A 19,953-nucleotide genomic window follows, 5' to 3' on the forward strand; every position below is an offset into this window, starting at 1 on the left:
ATTTAAAGTTTGCAAATTCAAAAAAAAAGAAGCGAAAAAATAGAAAATTTTTCTCAGAAGTTCTGTTGGATTTTGGCGAACCGCCTGTATTATACGATTCAGTGTTAACTAAAGGCACAACAAAACAACTAGAAAAATTTTATTTTAATAAAGGTTATTTTGATGCAGAAGTTAAGGACTCTACATATAAGAAGAATAAGAAGGCTCGTGTTTTTTATCTTGTTTCGTCTAAAGAGCCTTATAGGATAGATACCATAACATATGCAATTGAAGATGAGCTTTTGGCTTATTATGTGTTTTTGGATACAGCAAGTTCACTAATAAAGAAGGGGAACATATTTGATACTGATGTTTTGCAAAAGGAACGAGAAAGAGTAGGACGAGACTTGCTAAATAATGGATATTACAAGTTTGCAAAAGAATATATGTATTATACCGTTGATAGTTCTAGAAAGACACATACAATAAACATAACTATTGGGGTGAAAAATTATTCTGTTCCGCATAAAAATATAAAAGATTCATTGCTCGAAATTCCACATCCCCGTTATTATATTAATCAAACCATAATCAACACAAACTATACCTCGCAACTTAATGACAATTCAGCGCCTGATACAATTCAATATTTAGATTTTGTATTTCTCTACAACAAAAAATTAGAATATAAACCAAGGAATATTCTAACAGCAGTATATGTTCATAAAGGCGATTTGTATCAAATAAGCAATGTAGAGGCTACCTATAAAAGATTGTCGGAGTTAAAAGCATTTAAATTGGTTACAATTTCGTTTAAGGAAGTAAGACCAGGTTATTTGGATTGTTTTATTTCGTTGTCACCAATAAACAAACAGTCGTTTACCTTAGAAGGAGAGTATACTACAACATCCGGAAACAATGGAATTTCAGGCAGTTTTACCTATCAGAATAAGAATGCATTTAAATCGTTTGAGATATTTGAAATTAAACTAAGAGGAGGTATAAATAATCAGAAATTGATTAATGAAAATGCGGCAGATAAAAATCAAAATCTAATAAAGTTTAATACAATAGAACTTGGTCCGGAGGCTAATATGGATATTCCCCGATTCCTATTGCCATTTAGGGTAAATGCGTCAAAAAATTCAGAACCTAAAACTCGATTTACAAGTGCTCTTAATTATCAAGTGCGATCTGATTACGAGAGGTATGCAAGCAATATCGCATTTGGATATAATTGGAAGGAAACTGCTCAAAAAAAACATACAATTAATCCGTTAGAGATTAGTTATGTTAAAATAGACAAAAAAGAAAGTTTCGAAACCTTTTTAAAAAACACTAACGATTTTTTAATATTAACAAGTTATACCGACCACTTTACTATTAGCAGTAGGTATGGATTTAATTATAACAGTCAAGATTTAAAAAAGCAAAGTAAGAAGTACAACTTGTTTCGATTTGGACTAGAGTCATCTGGTAATACACTCCGATTGCTGAACAAATTAGCTAATTCTCCCAAAGATACAAGTGGAAGTTACCGGCTTTTCAATGTTATTTATTCACAGTACATAAGAACAGATGCAGATTTCAGACATTTTAAAATTTTAAGCCCACAAAGAAGTATTGTATTTAGGGCTTATGCAGGGCTTGGGTATGCATTGGAAAACTTAAACGTATTACCATTTGAAAAAAGTTTTTTTGCTGGAGGAACAAATGGGATAAGAGCTTGGCGAGCAAGATCTCTTGGGCCGGGTTCGTTTCAGAGTGCAGCTCAAAGTGCTTACGATCAAATTGGAGATATTCAGTTAGAAACAAATATTGAATACCGATTTAAAGTGTATGGATTCTTAAATGCAGCTATTTTTGCAGATGCCGGCAATGTTTGGCTGAAGAGCCCTAATAGTAAGAGAGAAGGGGGAGATTTTAAACTAGACACATTTTATAAAGAGATTGCCATTGGCGTAGGTACTGGTTTACGTGCCGATTTTACTTTTTTTATTTTTAGATTGGATGTTGGTGCAAAAGTCCGAGATCCTTTATTTGGTGAGAAAGGTAGGTGGGTTGCTAGAAATATGTTCGATAAGTCGTGGAAAGCTAAATACGCAAGTACGTATGGGTCTAAATATGATTTTTTTAATATTAACATCGGGCTCGGTTATCCGTTCTAAAATAAATTCATTAAATTCCTGTATCAAATTTTTTTAATGGCTAGATATTTTTTGTTTGTGGTATTTTGTTTTTTAGTTACGCAAACACTTGCCGAACCTCAAATTATTGAATTAAAAAAGTCAACAACTGTTGTAAATATTGGTTATCCATATTTGTCGGTTGCTAAAGAAGTTGTAGAGCCTACTTCACTAGCACAAATAAAAAGTTTACAGTACGAGCCTATTCTTTCCGAAGTGCCTAATTTTGGTTTTAGTCGTTCGGCTTATTGGTTTAAATTTTTTGTATATAATACTGCAAATGAACCAATCAGCAATTTCATTGAAATTAAAAATCCAAATTTAGATCAAGCCAAATTAATTTATGTAAATGCTACAGATACTGTTGTCCAGAGTGCTGGAGACGCGTTTCTATTTGAGAAAAGAACAATAAAAGATAAGTATTTTCGATTTTTTGTACAGCTACCTCCAAGCTCTATTACTGAATTTTATATTTATGTAAAGAATAGTGGAGAGCAATTTCATGTGCCGTTATCTATTGGAAAGCCTACTTATTACACACAACAATCAAGCAACGAGCAACTTATTTTTGGTCTTTATTTTGGATTAATTGCATTTGCTATTGCGTTGAATTTGTTTTTCTATTTGGTGTTGAATAGCAGAACAACCTTGTTTTATGTAGCTTATTTAATTGGATTACTTTTTTTGCAATTATCCCTAACCGGACTCGGGTTTCAATATTTATGGCCGCAATCGGTTTATTTGGCTAAACATGCTAACCCTATTTTTGCGAATTTATCCGTGTTGTTTTTATTAGGATTTTCAATATTTTTTCTTGAATTAAAAAAAGAACTGCCTAAATTATTTGTTGTTTTTAAATACATAACTATTGTTGTTTTTGTCTCGTTGGTTTGTTCTATTTTGCCTTTTGAGGAAACATTTTTGGCTTCGGTTTATGCAATAAATACAATCACATTTTTAGTAAATATTTTAATTCTTCCTGCAGCATATATAATATGGAAGCGAGGCTACAAGCCTGCACGTTTCTTTATTATTGCGTTTGTTATTTTAGTTGTTTTTGTATTCTTATTTATTCTTAAAAATGTAGGAGCATTGCCTCTAAATTATTTTACGGAATACGGAATTCAAATTGGTTCTGCTGCAGAAGTGTCGTTACTTACCCTAGCGGTTGTAGATCGATTTAAGCAGTTTAAGGACGATGCTTTTCAACGGCTAAAGGAACTGAATGAGATTAAAACCAAGGCTAATATTGAACTAGAGCTAAAGGTAAAAGAACGCACAAAGGAGATTAATCAAAAAAAGAAAGTAATTGAGGAAAAAAACGAAGAAATCATTAGTAGCATAAGATATGCTCAACGCATACAGTTAGCGCTATTAAAAGAAGAAACACACTTAGTTGATTTGTTACCAGAGCATTTTATTTTATTTAAACCCAAGGACATTGTGAGTGGCGATTTTTATTGGATTTCAGAGAAAGGAGATTGGTGGTATTTGGCTGTTTGCGATTGTACTGGACATGGAGTTCCTGGTGGTTTCTTAACTATGTTAGGGGTTGCGTTTTTAAACGAATTGGCAAGCTCTGAAAAGAGAATGCGTCCTGATGAAATATTAGGTGGTCTACGAGACAAATTTGTAAAGGAGTTGAAGCAAGTAGGCACGAATCAACAAACAAAGGATGGAATGGACATTTCAATGGTGTGTGTAAACAAAAAAACATTAGAAATGGAATGGGCGGGAGCAAATAATCCATTGCTGATTATTAAAAATGGAAGTTTATTGAAGTTACTGCCCAATAAGCAACCTATTGGTTTTTACGAAAATATGGTGCCATTTACCTTACATAAACAGCAGCTTTCGAAAGGGGATTGTTTGTATTTGTTTTCTGATGGATATAACGATCAATTTGGGGGGCCTAAAGGCAAAAAATTTGGGTCTAAGCAACTTTCGGAAGTATTATTGAATGGTTTTATGTTGGATGCCAATAGACAAAAAGAACGTTTGATTGACGCCTATATTACATGGCAAGGAAACACGGAGCAAATTGATGATATTTGTATTATTGGTGTTAAGCTCTAATCTGCTTATTTAAACTTAAAAACAATACCAGCACCACCTTGAAATCCGGGTAAGGAGGATTTGAAATTTTCAGAAATCAAGTCTTTTAATTCTTGTTCTAAATTTGGGTCTTGAAGCAATAAATTATAATCGCTAATAGAAATTTTATACGTATTGTAACCAATATTGAAGTACATCCCGAAATGGTTAGTAAAGTAAATGTTAAATAACAGCCGTGCTTTATAGTCAACCCCACTTAAATTAGCCTTAATGGTGTTGCTGTTTTGATTAAAGGAAAAATCAATAGGTTTAAATAATAAATACGATGGAGTAAGCGATAATTGCATATTAAATCTGTTCCTGTTGATAATGTACAAATTAATATTAGCTCCCAAAGCGGCAAATTTTCCGGAAACATTCCCACTTTCTCCTATTATAGACCAATTGCTCGGAGTGTAATTTGCTCCAATACTTAAAGGTTTAGCAATACCTAAATTTAATTCGATTGGAAAATTAGAGGTGAATATAGATGCATCACTAAGCGTATAAGAAGAAATGCCTGCTTTGCCTAGTTGAGCCGCATTTATGCCCGCATTTGCCCCAATATTGCCACTCACAGTTCCTAACTTGTTAGATTGGGCATTAATTGCAGAAAAAGTCAAAGCTAATACCCAAAAAAGAATATGTTTTTTCATTACAAAAATTTCAATAATAATAAACTAAATTAAAAATAACCCCTTGATAAAAAAATAAGTTGGTTAGCTATTTGAAAAATCCAGCGAAAAAATAACCGCTTCTTTCATAAATAAATCAAAATGAGAATCAATATCTGTTTTATTTAAGTTATAAATATCAATAGCCATATTTAATTCGTACGGAGCGTTAATTCGCTTAGTGAAATGGTATAGTGCTTGTCTAATAATATCCTCTTTAGCATAGGCTGCCGGTAAATTGTAAGCTTTCATATATCTTAAAAACTGTTGTTGTTCTACAGGCAAATTAGAGTACATGGACAAAATTTCGATAGTTGAATCTGAAAAATGTTGTAGTGGTTCATCCGAAAATTTCTCCCAATTTTTTGCGAGTAGGTAATCGTATAGAAAATCGAGTGCAATTCCCGAATACCTTTTTAAGTGAGGCTTTAGTAACTCTTTTGTTTGGGCAGCTATTTCGTGTGTGTCAATTAAATTATCCAGAGCTCTGTGCATTAGTATTCCTTTGCTTATTCCTGCAGGGTAGTTTGTATAGGCAATTCCTTTTACCGAATCGGCAATGTAATTGCCAATTAGTAAATCTTCTGATTTTCCTGCTAGAAAAAAATGGGCTAGATAATTCAATTGTTGGCTATAATTATTACAAAAAATATACTTATAATTAACATCATTTAACTACTTACAATAAATAAAAAGTAAAAATATAAGTTTACTTAGCAAACAGATAAAAAATTATGATTAATCAATATACAATACTTCTTTTCCTTCACATTGTTATGTGTGTTGGTTTATTCAAAATCTACCAAAAACAACAAATTGCAACCTGGAAGGCATTTGTTCCGTTTTATAATTTTATTCCTTGGCTTCAGCTTATTCAAAAGCCTTGGTGGTGGGTGTTTTTAATGATTGTGCCTGGGGTGAATTTTTTAATGATTGGCATTATGGCTCTTATGCTTGCAAAAGCGTATTCCAATAAAAGTATTTTGAACCAAGCATTAGCACTGCTATTTCCATATTTTTATCTGTGTTATTTAGGTTTTGATGCAAATGCTAAATATGTTGGTCCGGTTGAAAAATCAAAGTTGCCGAAATCCGCAGTACGAGAATGGGTGGAGGCTTTAGTATTTGCTGTTGTAGCAGCTACTGTTATTCGTACTTTCTTTTTAGAGGCATTTACAATTCCTACTTCTTCACTCGAAAAGTCGTTAATGGTTGGCGATTATTTATTTGTAAGTAAAATGGCATACGGTGCAAAGGTTCCAAATACACCGTTGGCTTTTCCTTTTGCGCATCACACCTTGCCTCTTACAGAAACTACCAAATCATATTTAGAGTGGATTAAATTACCTTACTTGCGTTTGCCCGGATTTGGAAACGTAAAGCGTAATGATTATGTGGTGTTTAATTATCCCGATGGAGATACGGTGGCGCTAGGTGCGCAAAACCAAAGCTATTACCAACTTTGTAGAGATTTTGGAAGAGCGAATGTTTGGAATCCGCAAAATATTAATCCTGCATCAGGACAACCTTTTGGAGGTATAGTAGCTCGTCCGCCAGATAAGCGTGAGAACTACGTAAAACGATGTGTGGCAATTGCCGGAGATAAATTTGAAATAAAGCAAGGCGATATTTACATTGATGATAAATTAAGCCCTATGCCCGAAAAGGCACAGCACCATTACACGGTAAAAACTAAAGGGTTTGTATTTATTGGCGTGCAAGCTAATCTGGATGGCTCGCAAACACCTCGATTCAACTTCCCGTTGTTGGATAAATTAGATGTGTATGTTACTGAGCTTAGAATTGAGGGAGCTTCGGGAGATACGATAATTTATACAATTAATATGCCTGCAGAAACTGCCGCAAAAGCAAAACAAATACCCAACGTCATTTCTGTAGAAAAACAAATTGATGCTGCAAATGAATATGCGCCTGAAATTTTTCCGCACAAACCTACTTACAAATGGAATAACGATAATTTTGGGCCGCTTGTTATTCCTAACAAAGGGCTTACAGTTAAAATCGACACTTCTAATATTTGCTTGTACGATAGATTAATAAAGAACTACGAGAATAATGAATTGGAAATTAGAGAAGGTAAAATATACATTAATGGGAAGGAAACCAACAGCTATACATTCCAACTTGATTATTATTTTATGATGGGAGACAATCGTCATAATTCAGCAGATTCAAGGTATTGGGGGTTGGTGCCCGAAGATCATATTGTAGGGCGACCTGTGTTTATTTGGATGTCGTGGAAAGATGCGCAACAAAATCCATTAAGTGGGAAACTAAATGTTGGTAAGCTGTTTTCATCCGAAAGCAAAGCCCGTTGGAGTCGCTTTTTTACATTTGTTAGTAGCGATGGTATTTCTCGGTCGTATTTGCTGCATTTTATAGTTATTCTTGTTGGAATAAGAGGGTTTTCGTACATAAGAAAAAGACGCAAGAAAGATTCTAAACCGAACGCTACAACCAAATCCTAAATTTTGCGTATAAGTAAGTTGTTATACCATCTATTTATATTAGACCGGGATTAACAACGTGCTTAAAAAACAGATGTGGTTAAAAAACTAAGAAGAATAATTACATATAGACAGTGGTTAAAAGCCACCTTCTTTGCATTCCTGGTGGTGCTTGTGTTGCGCACTTTTTTGTTCGAAGCATATACAATTCCAACTTCTTCAATGGAAAAAACATTGCAAGTTGGAGATTTTATTTTTGTAAATAAATTGAGCTATGGCGCAAGGTTGCCAATAACACCTTTGTCCATTCCATTTAGTCATCAATATATTCCTCTTTTAGGAATAAGGTCTTATTTGACTTGGATACAAAGTCCCTATTTTCGACTGCCTGGAATAAATTCAATAAAGCGAAATGATATTATAGTCTTTAATTATCCGATGGAAACAGGTGTTCCAATTGACCATCGCACGCACTATATAAAACGTTGTATAGCATTGCCCGGAGATTCTATTGAGATTAACGAGAGCAAGGTTTTTGTAAATGATAGTTTGCTGGAATTGCCTGTTAACGCAGAGTTGAACTATATTATTAAAACGGAAAAAAAAGGACACTTTAATCCCGATTCATTTGCTATGATGGGAATTACCGATGGAGGTAGAATTTCAGGAAAAGGAGATTATATGTTTTCTCTTACAGATAGTGCATTGAGTAGAGTAGCTCGAATGAATAATATAAAAGAAATAAAGCAGTATGTTGATAAACGTGGAGTTGCCAATGATATGGTATTTCCTAACGACAAAAAGTATTCATGGAACATAGATAACTGGGGGCCAATGAAAGTACCTAAAGCAGGTGATTCAACAATGTTAACACTTGAAAATTTGCCGTTGTTTTATCGAATTATTGTATTCTATGAAAAGAATGAGTTGGAAATTAAGTACGACTCTATTTATATAAATGGTAATGTGTCTTCGTATTATACGTTTAAAAAGAATTATTATTTTATGTTAGGCGATAATCGTCACAGCTCTGCAGATTCAAGGTTTTGGGGATTTGTGCCTGAAGATCATATTGTAGGAAAGGCAGTTTATTTGTTTACCTCAGTTGATAAAAGCAAATCTTTTTTTAAGAAGATAAGAAGAGAAAGAACTTTTAAAAGTATAGAATAGATTATTTGTTTTTTAGAAACGAACTAATCTCATTCAGCGACATTGCATTTAGGCATGTTTGAGCAGAAACCATTCCTTTTCTAGCAACACAAACACCGTAATACATATCTTGGAATCCATCTTTTTCGTGCGCATCTGGATTGATGGAAATAAGTACATTTTTTTCAAGACAATAATTTATCCAACGCCAATCAATATCAAGTCGATGTGGGTTTGCATTTAGCTCTATAACTACTTTATTGGCAGCACATGCATCAATTATTTTTTTATAGTCAAGCGGATAGCCTTCTCTGGAAAGCAATAATCGTCCACTCATGTGACCTAGTATTGTAGTATATGGATTTTCAATTGCTTTTAACAAACGTTTGGTTGCTCGCTCTTCATCCATTTTTAAGCTGGAATGCACTGATGCAACAACCATGTCGAATGTTTTTAATAATTCTTCCGGATAATCGAGTGGACCATCATTTAAAATATCGCTCTCTATCCCTTTAAAAATTTTGAATGGTTTTAACTTTTCATTCAAGATATCTATCTCGGCATGTTGTTTTAGAATTGCCTCTGGTTTTAAACCACCTGCATATACTGCTGTTTGCGAGTGATCACAAATCCCTAAATATTCATACCCTAATTGCTTGCAATGTGTGGCCATTTCTTCTAACGTGTGAATTCCATCGCTATATGTAGTATGGTTGTGCAAAACTCCTTTTAAATCGGTTGTCTCAATTAATTTAGGAATAGAGTTTGTTTTTGCAAGTTCAATTTCATTGAGGCCTTCTCGTAATTCCGGTTCAATGTATTGTAAATTCAGCTGTTTGTATATTTCTTCTTCGCTTGCAAAATTTTTAGTCCCCAACTTGTTGTATTCGCTTTTTTCTAAATGCGCTGAAGTAGCTGTAGTTTCAAATAGGGTAGAGTGGAAGCTGTTTTGTGTGGCAGGTATAATATTTATTTTTATTGGAATAGATACGCTTGGTAATTCTATTGTATCTATCGATTCTACAACTATATCAATACTATTTATGATTTCGTTTTTACGTCTTATTTCTCCGGTTAGTTCAACTTTTTTGTGTTTTTTTCGTAATTCTTCAACTACACTGTTTGCAATAACTTCAGCGTGAGCATACAAAAATTTTCCCTTATTGGCTTGTATATATTCAATCGATTTTTTTACAGCTTCCTGTGTTTTGGTGCCAAAGCCTTTAAGTGTAATTAATCTATTTTCAATACATGCATAGTACAGTTCTCCTACAGATTCTATTCCTAGGTCATTCCAAAGTGTTGAAACTTTCTTCGGTCCCAATCCCTTTATTCTCAATACTTCTAATAGTCCTGACGGAGTTTTTGAAAGAATTTCAGTAAGCTCGGCTAGTTGTCCTGTTCTATTTAATTCATCTATTTTAGCGGCAATACTTTTCCCAATACCTGGTAGTTTTTCTATTTCATCTTTTGTACTATTCTCAAGAGCTACAGGTTGTTTGTCAATTTGAAAAGAAGCATTGTTTAACGATTTTATTTTAAATGGATTTTCGTTATGTAATTCCATTAGCTGTGCTGTGAGCTTTATGGTGTCTGCTATTTCTGAGTTTGTCATTTTTTGGTTGCAAAGTTTAAAGTTCGAAAGTTGAAATTTGATGTATTACTTCTTTTTCAATTGCCTAATTTATTGAAGTGTACGCGATTTTTTTACTGCAGTATAGATAAGTGCTTTATTCAATTTGCAGGAAAGTACGCTCTAAAAAAAACTAGAAGATAATTTTTGAATAAATTATCTTCTAGTTTTCAGAATTTAAACTTCCTAAATGAGCAACTTGTAAACTAGTTACTCCACTGTAATATCGTACTCCATTCTGGCCTGCACACCAGGTTTCATGTTCATTACTTCTTTTGCTTTTTTGTAGTAAATATAATTTTCTCCTAATTCGTTTTTCACAAATTTAGTAGTAACATCGCCAGAAAATTCTTTTACAAATTCTTCGAACGGATCTTTCTGTTTTGGAAGGTCTGTTATTTTGTACGTGTCTAATTTTGCTTTTTGTGCTGCTAGTGCAATTGCTTTGTCAATTCCGCCCAATTCATCAACTAATCCAATTCGTTTGGCATCTACACCACTCCATACGCGTCCTTGACCAATACTGTCAACGTTTGCTTTTGTTATTTTTCTTCCATCGGCAACACGTGTTATGAAGGTATCGTATATACGTTCTATTTCATTTTGAATAATAGCTCCTTCCTCTGTTGTTACAGCTCTAAATGGAGTGCCTAAGTCAGAATACTTTCCAATTTTTACGGTATCAATATTGATGCCTAATTTATTATTGAATAAATTTTTCATATTAAACAACATTCCAAATACACCAATTGAACCGGTAATCGTATTTGGTTCTGCTACAATTGCATCTGCACCACAAGCAATATAATAACCTCCCGAAGCAGCTACATCTCCCATCGAAACCACAACCGGTTTTTCTTTTTTAGTAAGCATAACTTCTCTCCAAATAACTTCCGATGCAAGCGCACTTCCGCCCGGAGAGTTTACTCGCAACACAACTGCTTTTATAGAAGAGTCTTTTCTTGCCTTTCTAATTGCTTCCGAAATTCTATCGGAACCAATAGTTTCGTCATCCCCTTCACCACCTTGTATTTCGCCTACTGCATAAACAATTGCTATTTTGTCTTTTGTTTCTTTCTTGTCAGAATCTTCAAACTTAGAATACTTTTCTAAGCTAACTGTACTAATCTTATCATCTTTTTTGATGCCTAATTTTTCTTTTAAATCATCTAGAAATTCGTCTTTGTATGCAAGCTTATCTGCCAGTTTGTATTTAACTGCATCTTCCGGAGTTCTTATCAACAAGTCGTTTGAGATGGTTCTTAGTTCTTCAACACTTATTTTCCTTTCTTTTGAAACACCTTCTAATACATGAGTCCACAACGAACCTGCATATGTTCTTATTTGCTCACGATTTTCGGGTGTCATTTTATCGTGGTCAAAAGGTTCTACGGCACTTTTAAATTTACCATGTTTAAAAATTTGAGGTTGCACTTCTAATTTTTCTAACATGGTTTTAAAATACATAACCTGTGCTCCAACTCCTTTAAATTCAAGCATTCCGTAAGGGTTAAGATAAACTTTATCCGATACCGATGCCAAGTAGTATGCATCTTGCTCGTATATTTCGCTGTAGCTAAAAATAAATTTTCCGGACGTTTTAAAATCAATAAGCGCATTTCTAACTTCTTCCAACGTAGCCATTCTAGCCGGAATGAAAGATAAGTCTAAGAATATACCTTTTATTTTTTCGTCTGTTTTTGCATTTTTAATAGAAGCTAAAATGTCATTAAGTCCAACACTTTTATTGTCTTCCATTGACCCAAAATCAAAATTCTCGAAAGGGTTTTTGGAACTACGTTCTGGAATTTCTTTATCTAGTTTTATGTGTAGTACCGAATTGTCTTTTGGTTTAAAGGTTTTGGTTTCTTCTGTAGAGCTTATTGCACTGGCAACAATTGCAATGCCGATAATAACAACAAGAAAAAATGCAATAAAAAGTCCAATTATTGAACCTAAGCACGATGCGAAAAATTGTTTCATTTGTGTGTTTGTTTAGTTTTTAAATTTAATATTTACAACAATAATATTGTGATTGGATGTTGGTTTTATTTGGTAGTTGTGTGTTTTACAAAATGTATTTCTAATTTTGGTTGACAAATATAACTGCTTAAAAGCTAATTACACTAATAAATTTTGTGAAAAACGACAGCCTAAATACTGTATATCTACTGTTAGGAAGTAATCTTGGAGACAAGCTTGCGTTTCTTAACGAAGCAGTTGTTAAAATTCAAGAACAAATTGGGCCGGTTGTAAAAAAATCCAGCATTTATAGAACAGCCGCTTGGGGCAATACTCAACAAGATGATTATTATAATCAAGCAATTGAGATAAAAACATCTTTTGATGCACATCAACTTCTTGAAAAAACGCAAGCTGTCGAAGCTGCTTTGGGCAGGATTAGAACTCCAAATACTAAATGGATGCCGAGAACAATAGATATCGATATACTTTTTTTTAATTCAGATGTATTAGCTACTACCTTGTTGGTTGTTCCGCATCCACTTATTCAAGAGAGAAAGTTCGTTTTGCAGCCTTTAGAAGAAATTGCGCCAAATTTTTATCATCCCACTTTAAGTAAAAGAATAGCAGATTTAAATGCAGAGTTACCATTAGAGGGAGTTTTAGAGCCATTGCCGCAATAGTGTTTTTTTAGTGGTTGAAATCCAGTCAACTATGTTAAAAGAATGTGAAAAAACTCCTTTTATATGTTAAAAACATTGTATAATATTGCATCCGTATAATTAACACAAAAAATGAAAAACTCTACTGGATTAAAAACAATAGCAATTGCTCTTAGCGGTTCTGTATTACTTGCTGGTTGCAATGGACTAGGCAAAATGGTGAAAAATGCACCCAAAGTTACTTACGAAGTGTCTCCAAAGCCATTGGAAATGCATGCAGATAGCGTAAAGGTTACTGTTTCGGGTAAGTATCCGGCTAAATTCTTTGCTAAAAAGGCAACTGTAGTAATTACTCCAACTCTTAAATATCAAGGTGGAGAAAAAACACTTAAACCGATTACTGTATTGGGAGAAGCTGCTGAAGGATCAGGAACTAAAGTGTCCTATGCAAATGGCGGAAGCTTTATGTATAACGATAAAATTGCATATACTCCAGAAATGGCAAAATCTGAGCTTTTTGTAAAAGCAACAGGAAGCATGAAATCCAAAACAAAAGATTTTCCTGAGGTAAAGATTGCTGATGGTGTTGTTGCAACTCCGTTGTTAGTGAAAAGTGATGAGAAAGCAATAGCTGCAAAAGATAAATTTACGAAAACTGTTCCTGTTACTACAACTGGAAGCATATACTATACAGTTAATCAATCTACCGTTCGTCCTAATGAAATGAGCAATACTGAAATGAAAGCGGTAAAAGCTTTTATTGCAGAAGGTGTGGCAAAAGGATATACCTTTAAAAATGCAAACGTATCTGCTTATGCATCACCAGACGGAGAGCAAACCTTGAATGCTGACTTAGCTCAAGATCGTGCTAAATCTGGTATGAAGGCTATGATGGGTGTGTTTGGAGACAAGAAAAATAAAGTAGAAGCTGCAACTGCAGAGTCTTTTTACAGCATTGTTACAACAGCCGAAGATTGGGAAGGATTTAAAAAGTTGATGGAAGCTTCTAGTATTGCTGATAAGGATTTGATTTTACGAGTTCTTACTATGTATTCTGATTTGGATATTAGAGAGAGAGAAATAAAGAACTTAGCTAAAACTTACGAGGAAGTTTCTAACGAGATTTTACCAAAATTAAGAAGAGCTGTTATTACAATAAACGGAGAACAGAACAGCAGAACAGACGACCAAATTGCTAAACTTTCTACTACAACGCCTGATTCGTTATCAGTAGAGGAGGTTTTGTATGCTGCAAACCTTACAACAGATATGAATACAAAACTTTCTATCTATAAAGCGGGAGAAAGATTGTATCCAAATGATTGGAGATGTATTAACAATGTTGGTTTTATCTATTTAATGCAAAATAAAGTAGGTGATGCACAAGCACAATTTGAAAAAGCAAATAAACTAGTTACCGCGAATCCTATTGTATTGAATAACCTTGGAGCAACAGCTCGATTAAAAGGAGATAAAAAGGCAGCAATGGATTATTATAAATCTGCTTCCGGTGCTGGTTCTGAAGTGGAATACAACATGGGAATTATCAATATTATGAATGGAGAGTATGCTGCTGCAGTTACAAATTTTGGAAGTACAAATTCTTTCAATGCTGCATTAGCTCAAGTATTAAATGGTAGTGCAAATAATGCATTAGCTATCATTGATAACTCGCCTGAAAAAGACATGGCTATTTCTTATTACTTAAAAGCTATTGTTGGTGCGCGTTCAAATAACAATGATTTAATGATAAATAACTTGAAGTCTGCAATTAACAAAGACTCTTCATTAAAGGCAAAAGCAAAGGATGATTGCGAGTTCTTAAAGTATAGAGCTAACGCTGATTTTAAAGCTATTGTTGAATAAATTCTAAATATACATAAAACAAAAAGGCGACCATCGGTCGCCTTTTTGTTTTAAAGAGCAATGCAAAAAAAGTATAAACATATTTTTTTCGACTTAGATGGAACTCTATGGGACTATGAAAAAAGCTCTGAGGAAACTATTTTAGAATTGTTCCATTTGTATGATTTGCAAAAGTATGTAGCGTTTCCTGCATTGCTCAAGAGTGTTATTGCTGCTAATGAATATATGTGGCTCTTGTATCGCGAGAAAAGAATAACAAAAGACGAATTACGAAATATACGCTTTCAAAAAGCATTGTCTGATTTAGGTATTGATGATAACGAGTTGGCGAGCCAATTGAATTCGTACTATACAACCAACTGTAAGGAAAAATCGTATTTAATAGAGGGCGCGAAAGCAGCACTTGATTATTTGTCTGCTAAAAATTATTCTTTACACATTCTGTCGAATGGCTTTGCAGATAGCCAACAAACAAAGCTTGTTAATTGTGGGATACGAGAATACTTCAGTACAGTAATAACATCCGAATCAAGTGCATTTACCAAACCCCAAAAAGAATATTTTGAATTTGCAATGAGAAGGATAGGTGCAGTTAATTTAGAGTGCATAATGATAGGAGATAGTTGGGAAGTAGATATTATAGGCGCGCAGAATGCAGGAATCGAACAAATTTATTTTGTCAATAATAAATTGAAAGAGACATTAAAGCAGGTGTCCGATAACTGTACATACACAATTCATCAGTTAAGTGATTTAAAGAGATTATTCTGATTGTTTAGATTGCTAAAAAATATTTAGGAGGTAAACTAAGAATAAATTTTATCCCAATCTTTCCAAACTATTTCGTAGCCATTTTTTTTAAGCATTTTTGCAATTTCTTCCGGGCTTCGCTCATCTGATATTTCAAATTGCTCTAAAGATTCTTTGTTGGTTGCATATCCCCCAGGATTGGTTTTTGAACCCGCACTGATTGAGGTAATACCAAGCTTAATAATATTGTCTCTAAATTTTTCCGTTTCGCGAGTAGAGATAGAAAGTTCTACATCCTCATCTAATAGGCGGTATGCGCAAATAAGTTGAACCAACTCTTTGTCTGTTACATTTATTTTAGGCTCTAAAACGCCTTGTGCCGGGCGCAAGCGAGGAAACGATATAGAATATTTTGTTTGCCAATAATTTTTTTGCAAATATTTTAAATGCAATGCTGTAAAAAAACTATCTACTCTCCAATCTTCTAACCCTAATAAAACACCTACACCAATTTTGTGAATGCCCGCTTTGCCTAATTTGTCAGGCGTTTCCAATCTATTGTAAAAGTTAGATTTTTTTCCCTTGGTATGGTGTAGCTTATAATCTGCTTGGTGGTATGTTTCTTGATATACCAATACACTGTAAAGCCCGGCATCGATAAGCTGCTGGTATTCTTCTTGTTCTAGTGGCTGAACTTCAATTGAAATTTGAGAAAATTTATCTTTCAATAAGTTAAATGCATTTAAAAAATAATCAACCGAAACATGCGATGATTCACCCGTTACAAGCAATATGTGGTCGTATCCTAGTTTTTTTATTTCATCAGCTTCTCGCAATATTTGTGTGTCGGTAAGCGTAGTGCGTTTTATTTTATTATGCAAACTAAAACCGCAGTATGTGCAAATGTTTTGGCATTCGTTCGATAAATACATGGGTATGTACATTTGCATTGTATTGCCAAATCGTTTTTGTGTAAGCTCTCGACTTTTATGCGCAATCGCTTCTAAATAATTTTCAGCAGCAGGAGAGAGTAGGGCTTTGAAATCTTCCAGTGTGATTTTTTCTTTTTGCAATGCAACAACAACATCTGCTTTTGTTTTAGAGTAGATGCTTTGTTGGGTTGTTTCCCAATTGTACTGGTCGAATATGTGTTGGAATGTACTCACCTAACTTTAGTTGTATTGCGTATTGCTTGATATTACCGCTACTATAAAGGTACTAAATAAATTTACTAGCTAGCAGTGGTTGGTATAAATAGAGAATTTGATAAAGAGCTAATTAGCATGAATGATAACTAATTTATTGGGTTGCAGTTTTACTTTAATAGGGGCATCTCCTTTCAACTCGCCATCAATGTTTATGGTGGTATCGCCTTTAGAGGGGAGTATCTCAAACTCTTTTACTTTGTGAATCTTTACAAGAGGAGACAATACATGTTTACCGGCAAATATTTTAGGGAATAAGGAAAGCAATTGAAGAACAGAAACTTTTTTAATTAGCAGTACATCCACAAAACCATCGTTTACTAAGGCATTGGGGGCCATTTTCATTCCTTTGCCGGTATGTATTGTGTTGCAAGCTAATAAAAAGCACCAGTCATCTTCGGCTTGTGTATTGTCTAGTCGAATTTGGGCACGATAGTTTTTGTTTTTTATTATCTCTAGTATAGAAGCAATGTTGTACCGCGCAGACCCTGCTATTCGTAGCTTTTCAGCTGTTTTGTTTATGGTGGCAACTAATCCGTAACCAATTATATTAAAAGAATATATTTTTTGATTGGATGTTTCAATTTCTAATATGTCTAGCGTTTGGGTATTTCCCTTTGTAAAAACTGCAATACTTTTTTCTAAATCTAAAATATTTAAATCGTGACAAAGTGAATTACCGGTACCGGCAGGGAATAAAAACAAAGGGGTAGTGTAGTTAAAGTTTGGATTGTTGCAAACACCATTTACAACCTCATGGAAAGTGCCATCTCCGCCAATTACACCTATTTTAGAATAAACAGAAAGGTCTGTTGAGGATAGATGTTTTATAATATGTCCTGCCTGTTTACTAACAAAAATAGCAACTAGCGTGTTGCTAGATTCGGTTGTTTTTTTTACATGATTAGCAAACGATACTCCGTTTCTTATTCCTGCAACAGGATTTACTATAAGTAGTATTGAGCTATTCAAAATTAGGCTACTTGCAGTTTTTTATATTCTAAATACTCATCATACGTCATCGATTTATCTGTAAAGCCATTCGGACCAATTTCGATTATTCGATTGGCTACCGTATTGGTAAATTCATGATCGTGCGATGTGAAAATAACTGTGCCGGGAAAATCTTTTAATGCATTGTTAAATGCTGTAATGGACTCCAAGTCTAAGTGGTTTGTTGGTTCGTCAAGCATCAACAAATTAGCACTAGCTAACATCATTCTCGAAACCATACAACGAACTTTTTCTCCGCCCGATAAAACGCTACAACTTTTTAAAGTCTCTTCTCCTGTAAATAGCATTTTTCCTAGAAATCCACGGATATATACTTCGTCTTTTTCTGTAGAATATTGTCGTAGCCAATCAATTAGGCTATCTTTTGATTTAAAATAATTGCTGTTATCGTTTGGTAAATATGCCGTGGTAATTGTTTGACCGAAAGTACATACGCCTGAATCTGCCTTTACTTCATTATTTAAGATTTGAAATAAAGTGGTAATTGCTAAACTGTTTTTAGAAAGTACGGCAATTTTATCACCTTTTGTAACGTTAAAAGAAAGGTTCTTAAATAGAACATTTCCATCCAGTGTTTTAGAAATGTTTTCTACATGCAGCAACTGGTTTCCTGCTTCTCTGGCTTGGTTAAATATAATTGCAGGATATTTACGTGAAGACGGTTGAATGTCTTCGATTTTTATTTTTTCTAATAATTTTTTTCTACTTGTTGCTTGCCGTGATTTTGATGCATTTGCACTAAAACGAGTAATAAATTCTTGCAATTCTTTTCGTTTATCTTCTGCCTTTTTATTAGCAGATGATTGCTGTCTGGCAGCTAACTGGCTCGACTGATACCAAAATGTGTAGTTTCCTGTGTATAGTTTTATTTTTTTATAATCGATGTCAACAATGCTTGTACAAACCGTATCTAAAAAGTGACGGTCGTGAGATACAACAATTACGGTGTTTTTAAAGTTCAGTAAAAAATCTTCTAACCAAGTAACGGTATTTAAATCAAGGTCATTCGTAGGCTCATCTAATATCAATATATCTGGATTGCCGAATAACGCTTGTGCTAGCAATACTCGTACTTTTTGATTTCCGTTAAGTTCTTGTACTTGTTTAAGGTGCAAGTCTTCTGTAATGCCCAATTCACTAAGTAAAGAGGCTGCTTCCGATTCTGCATTCCATCCATTCATTTCAGCAAATTCGCCTTCTAATTTTGAGGCTAAAAGCCCGTCTTCATCATTAAAATCAGCCTTTGCATAAATGGCTTCTTTTTGTTGGGTAATGTCCCAAAGTCGCTTATGCCCCATTATTACGGTATGTAAAACCAATTCATTGTCAAACTTGAAGTGATTTTGACTAAGTACAGCCATACGTTTGCCCGGTAACATAATTACTTTGCCCGAATTCGGCTCAATTTCTCCGGAAAGTATTTTTAGGAATGTTGATTTTCCTGCACCATTAGCACCTATAACTCCATAACAATTATCCCCGGTAAATTTTAAATTTACTTCATCAAATAATACTCTTTTGCCGTATTGTAATGAAAGATTTTGTACCTCTAACATAGAATGTGAATGTGTTTAATTATGGGCGCAAAGGTAGCGCAAATTCTTTACTAAAGCTATATCTAGACAAGGCTAGTTAATAATGTATTTGTTTTTATCCTTTTTGATTTTCTAGCTTCAATTGTTGATATTTGATTTATGGTTGAAAATATTGTAATTGGGTTGGCACTACTTTTAAGTGTAGTGTATTTTATAAAAAAGATGATTCCTCGAAAGGTAAAGTCGTCCAAAAGTAAAGATTGTAGTAATTGCCATTAATAAAAAAAGCGCCTTAAGGCGCTTTTTTTATTAATGGTTGTATTGATTTTAAGCAGTAGCTGTTGCTGCTTTAGTTGTTTCTTTATCTCTGTCGTATTTTTGCTCAATTCTAGCCTTTTTACCGCTTCTTCCACGCAGATAGAAAATACGTGCTTTTGTAACTGCACCTTTTTTGTTTACTTCGATTTTGTCGATATAAGGAGAGTTGATAGGGAAAATTCTTTCTACTCCAACTCCGTTAGAAATTTTTCTTACTGTAAATGAGCGCACAGCTGCATCTCCACGAACCTGAAGAACAACACCTTGGTATTGTTGGATACGTTCTTTATCGCCTTCTTTAATTTTATAGTGAATGGTAACAGTATCACCAGACTTAAACTCAGGTAAACTAACTTTATGAGTTAATTTATTCTCTACGTATTTTAAAAGTTCCATTTTTAATCTATTTTCTTATTAGGAGGGCAAATATAGAAAATGTTTTTGAAAATAAGAAAACT

Annotated in this window: 15 protein-coding genes; 7 read left to right on the forward strand and 8 right to left on the reverse strand. The window is 33.9% G+C overall.

The annotated features are described in order from the left end of the window. Both J0M08_10825 and J0M08_10830 read left to right on the forward strand, forming a co-directional pair. Positions 1 to 2,147: BamA/TamA family outer membrane protein (locus tag J0M08_10825; protein ID MBN8703550.1), on the forward strand; the 2,147-nt coding region annotated here is incomplete at its 5' end. 36 nt (positions 2,148 to 2,183) lie between these two features. Then, positions 2,184 to 4,241: a SpoIIE family protein phosphatase gene (locus J0M08_10830; protein ID MBN8703551.1), complete on the forward strand. Its 2,058-nt coding sequence runs from the start codon at positions 2,184 to 2,186 to the stop codon at positions 4,239 to 4,241. Positions 4,242 to 4,246: 5 nt separating this feature from the next. On the opposite strand, the gene J0M08_10835 is transcribed toward J0M08_10830, so the two are convergent. Both J0M08_10835 and J0M08_10840 read right to left on the reverse strand, forming a co-directional pair. Continuing rightward, complete coding sequence (locus J0M08_10835; GenBank protein MBN8703552.1) at positions 4,247 to 4,915, reverse strand: hypothetical protein; 669 nt, start codon at positions 4,913 to 4,915, stop codon at positions 4,247 to 4,249. A 63-nt stretch (positions 4,916 to 4,978) separates the two neighbouring features. After that, the gene (locus tag J0M08_10840) at positions 4,979 to 5,557 is read right to left on the reverse strand and encodes a DUF479 domain-containing protein (protein ID MBN8703553.1); all 579 of its coding nucleotides are present in this window, start codon (positions 5,555 to 5,557) and stop codon (positions 4,979 to 4,981) included. Positions 5,558 to 5,667: 110 nt separating this feature from the next. On the opposite strand from J0M08_10840, the gene lepB (J0M08_10845) reads away from it, so the two are divergent. Together lepB (J0M08_10845) and lepB (J0M08_10850) are read left to right on the forward strand one after the other, a co-directional pair. Continuing rightward, positions 5,668 to 7,422 carry a signal peptidase I gene (gene lepB, locus J0M08_10845; protein ID MBN8703554.1) on the forward strand — a complete coding sequence of 585 codons (1,755 nt, stop codon included), beginning with the start codon at positions 5,668 to 5,670 and terminating at the stop codon, positions 7,420 to 7,422. 75 nt (positions 7,423 to 7,497) lie between these two features. Beyond that, the gene (gene lepB, locus J0M08_10850) at positions 7,498 to 8,571 is read left to right on the forward strand and encodes a signal peptidase I (protein MBN8703555.1); all 1,074 of its coding nucleotides are present in this window, start codon (positions 7,498 to 7,500) and stop codon (positions 8,569 to 8,571) included. Position 8,572: 1 nt separating this feature from the next. On the opposite strand, the gene J0M08_10855 is transcribed toward lepB (J0M08_10850), so the two are convergent. Next, the gene (locus tag J0M08_10855; GenBank protein ID MBN8703556.1) at positions 8,573 to 10,165 is read right to left on the reverse strand and encodes a DNA polymerase/3'-5' exonuclease PolX; all 1,593 of its coding nucleotides are present in this window, start codon (positions 10,163 to 10,165) and stop codon (positions 8,573 to 8,575) included. Positions 10,166 to 10,393: 228 nt separating this feature from the next. Continuing rightward, positions 10,394 to 12,166 (reverse strand): signal peptide peptidase SppA, encoded by a 1,773-nt coding sequence (gene sppA, locus J0M08_10860; GenBank protein ID MBN8703557.1) that lies wholly within the window; start codon positions 12,164 to 12,166, stop codon positions 10,394 to 10,396. 155 nt (positions 12,167 to 12,321) lie between these two features. Here sppA and folK point away from each other — a divergent pair, with 155 nt between their 5' ends. The 3 genes from folK (at position 12,322) to J0M08_10875 (ending at position 15,444) form a co-directional block, all read left to right on the forward strand. Next, a complete protein-coding gene (gene folK, locus J0M08_10865) occupies positions 12,322 to 12,828 on the forward strand; it encodes a 2-amino-4-hydroxy-6-hydroxymethyldihydropteridine diphosphokinase (protein ID MBN8703558.1) in 507 nt (168 codons plus the stop codon). Between the two features lie 111 nt (positions 12,829 to 12,939). Next, positions 12,940 to 14,673, forward strand: a complete 1,734-nt coding sequence (locus tag J0M08_10870; protein ID MBN8703559.1) for a hypothetical protein — start codon at positions 12,940 to 12,942, stop codon at positions 14,671 to 14,673. 60 nt (positions 14,674 to 14,733) lie between these two features. Beyond that, positions 14,734 to 15,444: a YjjG family noncanonical pyrimidine nucleotidase gene (locus J0M08_10875; protein MBN8703560.1), complete on the forward strand. Its 711-nt coding sequence runs from the start codon at positions 14,734 to 14,736 to the stop codon at positions 15,442 to 15,444. Positions 15,445 to 15,479: 35 nt separating this feature from the next. Here J0M08_10875 and thiH read toward each other — a convergent pair whose 3' ends face one another. The 4 genes from thiH to rplS all read right to left on the reverse strand — a co-directional run bounded on the left by thiH (position 15,480) and on the right by rplS (position 19,891). Further along, a complete protein-coding gene (gene thiH / locus J0M08_10880) occupies positions 15,480 to 16,589 on the reverse strand; it encodes a 2-iminoacetate synthase ThiH (GenBank protein ID MBN8703561.1) in 1,110 nt (369 codons plus the stop codon). A 108-nt stretch (positions 16,590 to 16,697) separates the two neighbouring features. Further along, the gene (locus J0M08_10885) at positions 16,698 to 17,600 is read right to left on the reverse strand and encodes a YegS/Rv2252/BmrU family lipid kinase (GenBank protein MBN8703562.1); all 903 of its coding nucleotides are present in this window, start codon (positions 17,598 to 17,600) and stop codon (positions 16,698 to 16,700) included. 2 nt (positions 17,601 to 17,602) lie between these two features. Beyond that, on the reverse strand, positions 17,603 to 19,198 hold the full coding sequence (locus J0M08_10890; protein MBN8703563.1) for an ATP-binding cassette domain-containing protein: 1,596 nt from the start codon (positions 19,196 to 19,198) through the stop codon (positions 17,603 to 17,605). Positions 19,199 to 19,504: 306 nt separating this feature from the next. Then, complete coding sequence (rplS, locus tag J0M08_10895) at positions 19,505 to 19,891, reverse strand: 50S ribosomal protein L19 (GenBank protein MBN8703564.1); 387 nt, start codon at positions 19,889 to 19,891, stop codon at positions 19,505 to 19,507. Positions 19,892 to 19,953 lie beyond the last annotated feature (62 nt).

Source organism: Bacteroidota bacterium (genome assembly GCA_017303975.1).
Lineage (GTDB): Bacteria > Bacteroidota > Bacteroidia > JAFLBG01 > JAFLBG01 > JAFLBG01.